The following is a 5192-nucleotide window of genomic DNA, read 5'->3' on the forward strand; positions in this document are numbered from 1 at the left end:
CCAGGAGGTCGGCCAGGCGCTCGCCGCCGTCGACCAGGCGATCCGTCAGGTCATGGCCACCGGTACCGAGGCGCAGCGCGCCAAGGGCCTGGCGGAGCAGCTCCAGGCCCGGGGCCTCCCTCATCCCGTTCGCTTGGACGCGGGAACGGGACGAGGGGTGGGGCCGTCAGGCCGCCGGGTGGAGCTCCTCGACGCAGCTCGCGACGACGTCGCGGAGGATGTCCACGATGCGCGGGATGAAGTCGCCGTCGGCGGTGTCCGTGACCCAGGGGTCCATGGTCGTGGAGATCAGGTAGCGGACCGGGAGCCGGCGGTCGTCCTGGGCGGTCAGGCCGAGCCGGGCCCGGAAGTCGCCGACGAACTCCGGTCCGTAGACGGCCGGGTCGAACTCGGAGCCGGTGAGGATCAGGGGCGGCATCTCCTCCGGCGCCGGGACCCGGGCTTCGGTGGCGCTCGGGAGGATGCTGAGCCTGGAGTAGATCAGGTCGTTGAGCTCGTTGGCCTTCTGCGGGTCGGTGTTGGGCTCGCCGCCGATGACCGGGTTGAAGGCGTAGCCGATGATGATCTGGTCCGAGCCGAGCTCCTTGAGCAGGGCCATGGCCTCGTCGTCGGCCAGGAGTTCCTCGTTGCTCCTGGGCACGATGCGCTCGCGGATGAACCTGAGCTGCTCCTCGACGTCCCGCGCCCCCGGCCGGGCGGCCCGCTCGGCGGGCAGGCGCTGGACGGTGGTCACGGTGAACGGGTCGTCGGGGCGGGCCATGGTGCGGACGGCCGCGTAGAGGCGCTTGCTGTTGAACAGCGCCTGGCCGAGGATCCGTCCGTAGCCGGCCTCGTCGGTGCGGATCACCCGGTGGCTGAGGTAGACGCCGGCCACGGCCGCTCCGGGCTTGGAGCCCTCGATGCCGAAGATGCCGACACTGGCGTCGTAGGCGCCCTGGTCGAGGTAGGCGGCGCCGAGGGCGACCAGCTCGCGCTGGCGCCGGTCGCGGTAGCACAAGCCGCCCGCCGGGTACGGGATGTAGCCCGCCTTGTGGGGGTCGATGCTGATCGAGTCGGCGTGGTGCAGGGCGTCGTACTGCTCGTTGACGTAGGCGCTCATGGCCAGGTCGAGGGTGATCCGGGCTTTGCGGTAGCCGGGCGGGACCTGGAGCGGCGGGCGCTTGATGGCGGCGAAGTAGCCGCCCCAGGCGGCGTCGGCGTGGACGGGGTAGTACAGGCCCTTCGCCCCGTACTCCTCGCGGAGCGCGAGGATGTCGGCCAGCGGGTCGACGGCGCTCAGTTCGGTGCTGCCGACCACGGCGACGTCCAGCAGCACCGGTTCGTGGTCGCGCAGACAGGCGTCGAGCAGTTCGCGGCGCGACTGGAGCACGGCCCGGGCGTCGAGGTCCACGGCCACCGCGCGCACCCGGCCGCGGCCGATGCCGAGCACGGCGGCCGCCTTGGGCCAGGAGTAGTGCATCGTGGCGGGCGCCAGGATCACGCCGGGGGCGACGTCGTCCCCGAGGAACGCGCGGAAGGCCTCGTACCCCAGGTACTGGATGGTGTACTTGTCGGCGATGCCCAGCCGCTTGTCCTCGGTCCCGCAGGCCTCGGCCACCCGGGCGGGCAGGCCGAGGACGGTCTCCGGCCGCAGGTTCACCAGCTCCCAGGGGGTGAGGTCCAGCAGCAGGTGCTCGGTGCCGTCCGGCAGGTCCACGACCACGTCCCGGGCATCGGCGAGCTCGGGCTCCCGGCGGATCGCCTCGGCGATCGCGACGGGTTGGTAGGTGAGGTTGCGGGCCGACCAGGCGGCTTCGAGGTTCGCGACGGTGCCGTCGCAGGTGATGTGCCCCCAGGAGGACTGCCCCGGGTAGCCGAGCAGCCGGCACAGGTCCTCGCCGACGGTCCGCTCCAGCTGGGTCGTGACCGGCGAGGCCTCGGCGGCGACGTTGTTCGGGTTGGTGAGCATGGCGGCGAGGTAGCCCACGATGCCGGGGATGGTCAGGTCCCAGTTCATGTGCCCCTGGAACCGGTAGCTGTACGCCGGGACGGAGCCGCGCAGGGACTTGAGCAGCGTGTCGAACTCGGAGCGCAGGGTCTTGACGTCCTGGTGGTAGGCGTCGGACTCCTTGATGGCCTCGGTCACGTAGGGCGGGTCGTTCGGGTAGAGCTCCCGGCGGTCGGCGGAGTGGGCGCGCACGGCGTCCAGGAGGAGGTCCTCCAGCAACTGGTGGTTCTCGGCCTTGGGGCCGAGGAACCAGGCGGCGAGCGTCGAGGTCCCGGTGGCCTCGGCGAGGTCGAGGTCGGGCCGGTGGCGTTCCAGGGCCCGGAAGAACCGGGTGCGGGGGTTCGTCGGATCGGGGGTGTCGGTCATGGCGTTGCTCCTACGACGGGACGGGGGTTGGGAGGTCCGGGCGAGCGAGGCGGTCTACGCGGTGCCGGCCGGGGACTTCGGGGCGCCGAAGGCCTGCAGCAGGTAGCTCTCGGCCAGCGTCATGTGCTCCAGCTCGTCGAGGCTGACGCTCTCGTGGAGCGCGTGGATCAGGCACTTCGGCTCCTCGCAGCCGATCACCAGCACGACCGCCTCCGGGTTCTTCTCCTGGAGGAGGCTGACCAGCGGGATGGAGCCGCCCTGCCCGGCGTACTGGGTCGTGGTGCCGGGGAAGGCCTTCGCCAGCGCCTTCGCCGCGATGTCGTAACCCGGCCGGTCGGTCTCGGCGAAGAAGCCCTGGCCGAGTTCCTTGGGCTCCGAGACGACGACCTGGGCGCCCCACGGATTGAGCTCGGCGCTGTTCAGGAAGTCGCTCAGCGCCTGTGCGGCGGTCTTCGGGTCCTCCTGCGGCGGGAGCCGCATGCCGATCCGGGCGGTCACCGTGTCGATGAGCTGGTTGACCGGCTTGTCGTGCGGCGGGAGTTTGGACGTCAGGCCGATGACGTTGATCGAGGGCCTGGTGTACAGCCGTTCGCCCAGCGAGTGGGTGCCCAGCAGCTTCATCCCCGGGACGACCCCGGCGTCGGCGCGGAACGCGTCCTCGTCCGGCTGCACGCCGTGCCACTCGTAGGTGTGGAGCCCCGGCACGGCCACGTCGCCGTCGGCGTCGTGCAGCCGGGCCAGCATCCGGGCCAGCACCATGAAGGCGTCTCCCGCCGGGCCGCCGAACATGCCGCTGTGCCGGGTGCCGTAGACGAGCGTGGTGACCGTGACGTCCACGATGGCGAAGCCCCGCAGCGAGGTGGTGAGCGTCGGTCGGCCGAGGCTGAGGTTGCCGCCGTCCGCGACGACGATGACGTCCGCCCTGAACTTCTCGGGATGGGCCTGGACGTACGCCTCCAGGGTCCCCCGGCCGGCCTCCTCCTCGCCCTCCAGGACCACGACGAGGTTCACCGGGGGCTTGCCGTCCAGTGCCCGCAGCGCGCCCACGTGCATCATCACCCCGGACTTGTCGTCCGCGGCGCCCCGGCCCTTCAGCCGGTTGCTCTGCTTGTCGACGCTCGGTTTGAAGGCCTCGGGCCACTCCTTCTCGTCGGTCTGCACCACGTCGTAGTGCGCGTACAGCAGGACGGTCGGCGTCTTCGGCCCGGCGCCCGGGGGCCGGTAGGTGCCGTGGACGAGCTTGGCGTCGTACGGCTTCTCGCCACTGCCCGCACCGCCGATCTCCACGAGCTCGACCTCGGTCAGGCCCGCGTCCCGCAACAGCTGCCGCGCCTTCGTGGCGGCCGCTTCGAGGTCGTCCTGGTGGGCCTTCGGATTGTCCGCATCGTAGATCGACCTGATCGTGACCAGGTCGCTCAGGTCCTTGGTGATCCCCGGCATCAGGCCCTTGACCTTTTCGGGCAGGCCCTTCCCGTCACCGTCCGGGGTGACCGTTCCCATGCTCGCTCCGTCTCCGTCGACGTCGGGGCGATGCGCGGGCGCGCATCGCACGAGTCATGGATAGAGTGCGAACGATCCCCGCGCGGTGCCGCCGTGCGCGGATCCGGGGACGGCCACCCGGGCGGAGCAGCGGGTCGCGACGGGGCCCGCATCCGGGTGGACCCGTACGCCGGACCGGCCTGCGGCGGGCGGGTGGACGGGGGGTGCCGCTGTAGCTTGCGGCCATTGCCCCCCGTCCTGACGCATCGAAGGCGGCCCACCGTGACAGCACCCGAACTCCTGCCGATCATCGCCGTGTTCTCGCTCGTGACCGTGGAGTTCGGCGGGCACGCGCTGCTGGGGCTGATCACCGTCCGGCAGGGCACGCTGTCCGCGCTGCGGGAGCGGTTCTTCCGCGCCGGGCACGCCCACGCCGGTGTCCTGCTGGTGCTGTCGCTGGTCTACTTCCTCTACCTGCCCCGGGCGGGGTTCTCCTCGGCGACGGAGTGGGTGTTCGGCATCCTGCTGCTGGCCGGCGTGCTCGCCCAGTCCGGCGGCTTCTTCCTGCACCTCGCCCTCGGCACCGAAGGGCGGTCCTCCCCCGGCACCCACCTCACCCGGGGCGGCGCCCTCCTCCTCGCCGCGGCGCTCGTCGCCCTGGGCGTCGGGCTCGCCCGGCAGCTCTGACCCGCCGAGCCGGCCGGGACCCTCAGGAGTTCGTCGGTCGACGCGGCTCGCTCCTCGCCGGGCGGAGCGGCCACCAGAGGGCGCGGCCGAGCAGGGCGGCGAGGGCGGGCACCAGGACCAGGGACAGGACGGCGGCGGAGAGCAGGATGCCGAGCGTCAGCGCGAAGGCGACCTGTGCGTTGCCCGGGGTGGTGGCGAGGGTCGCGAAGGAACCGGCCAGGACCAGGCCGGCCGTGGCGACGGCGGGCGCGGTGTGCCGTACGGCGCGGGCGACGGCGGCGCGGGGCGGGCCGGGGCGCCCCATCTCCTCGCGGATCCGGTCGGTGACGAGGATGTTGTAGTCGGTGCCCAGCGCCACGACGAACAGGAACAGCACCAGCGGCAGGGTGAAGCTGACGCCCGGTTCGCCCAGCCCGTGCTGGAACAGCAGGGTCGCGGCGCCGAGGGTGGCGGCGAAGCCGAGCCCGACCGAGAGCATCAGGGCCAGCGGGGCGAGCAGGCTGCGCAGGAGCAGCAGCAGGATCAGGGCGATCAGGGCGGCCGCGACCGGGAAGACGATCGCCAGGTCGTGGTCGACGGCGGTGGAGATGTCGGCGAAGACCGCCGCCGTGCCGACCACCACCGCCGTCCCCGGCGGCACGTCCGGGAGCCGGTCGGCGGGGAGGGCGCCGCC

General features: G+C 72.3%; 4 protein-coding genes. 1 reads left to right on the forward strand and 3 read right to left on the reverse strand.

The window, feature by feature from the left end:
* Nucleotides 1–166 precede the first annotated feature (166 nt).
* Together ABZW03_RS36745 and ABZW03_RS36750 are read right to left on the reverse strand one after the other, a co-directional pair.
* Nucleotides 167–2353 (reverse strand): hypothetical protein, encoded by a 2187-nt coding sequence (locus tag ABZW03_RS36745; protein ID WP_355268595.1) that lies wholly within the window; start codon nt 2351–2353, stop codon nt 167–169.
* A gap of 54 nt (nt 2354–2407) precedes the next feature.
* Entirely contained in the window at nt 2408–3853 is a 1446-nt protein-coding gene (locus tag ABZW03_RS36750) for a M20/M25/M40 family metallo-hydrolase (protein ID WP_355268598.1), read from the reverse strand.
* Nucleotides 3854–4114: 261 nt separating this feature from the next.
* On the opposite strand from ABZW03_RS36750, the gene ABZW03_RS36755 reads away from it, so the two are divergent.
* The gene (locus ABZW03_RS36755; RefSeq protein ID WP_355268601.1) at nt 4115–4519 is read left to right on the forward strand and encodes a hypothetical protein; all 405 of its coding nucleotides are present in this window, start codon (nt 4115–4117) and stop codon (nt 4517–4519) included.
* Between the two features lie 22 nt (nt 4520–4541).
* Here ABZW03_RS36755 and ABZW03_RS36760 read toward each other — a convergent pair.
* Nucleotides 4542–5192: MMPL family transporter (locus tag ABZW03_RS36760; RefSeq protein WP_355268604.1), on the reverse strand; the 651-nt coding region annotated here is incomplete at its 5' end.

Source organism: Kitasatospora sp. NPDC004799, from assembly GCF_040609095.1.
Taxonomy (GTDB): domain Bacteria; phylum Actinomycetota; class Actinomycetes; order Streptomycetales; family Streptomycetaceae; genus Kitasatospora.

Coding starts and splice junctions, on each gene's coding strand:
- ABZW03_RS36745 (WP_355268595.1), bottom strand. CDS start 2,353: ATGACCGACACCCCCGATCCGACGAACCCCCGCACCCGGTTCTTCCGG.
- ABZW03_RS36750 (WP_355268598.1), bottom strand. CDS start 3,853: ATGGGAACGGTCACCCCGGACGGTGACGGGAAGGGCCTGCCCGAAAAG.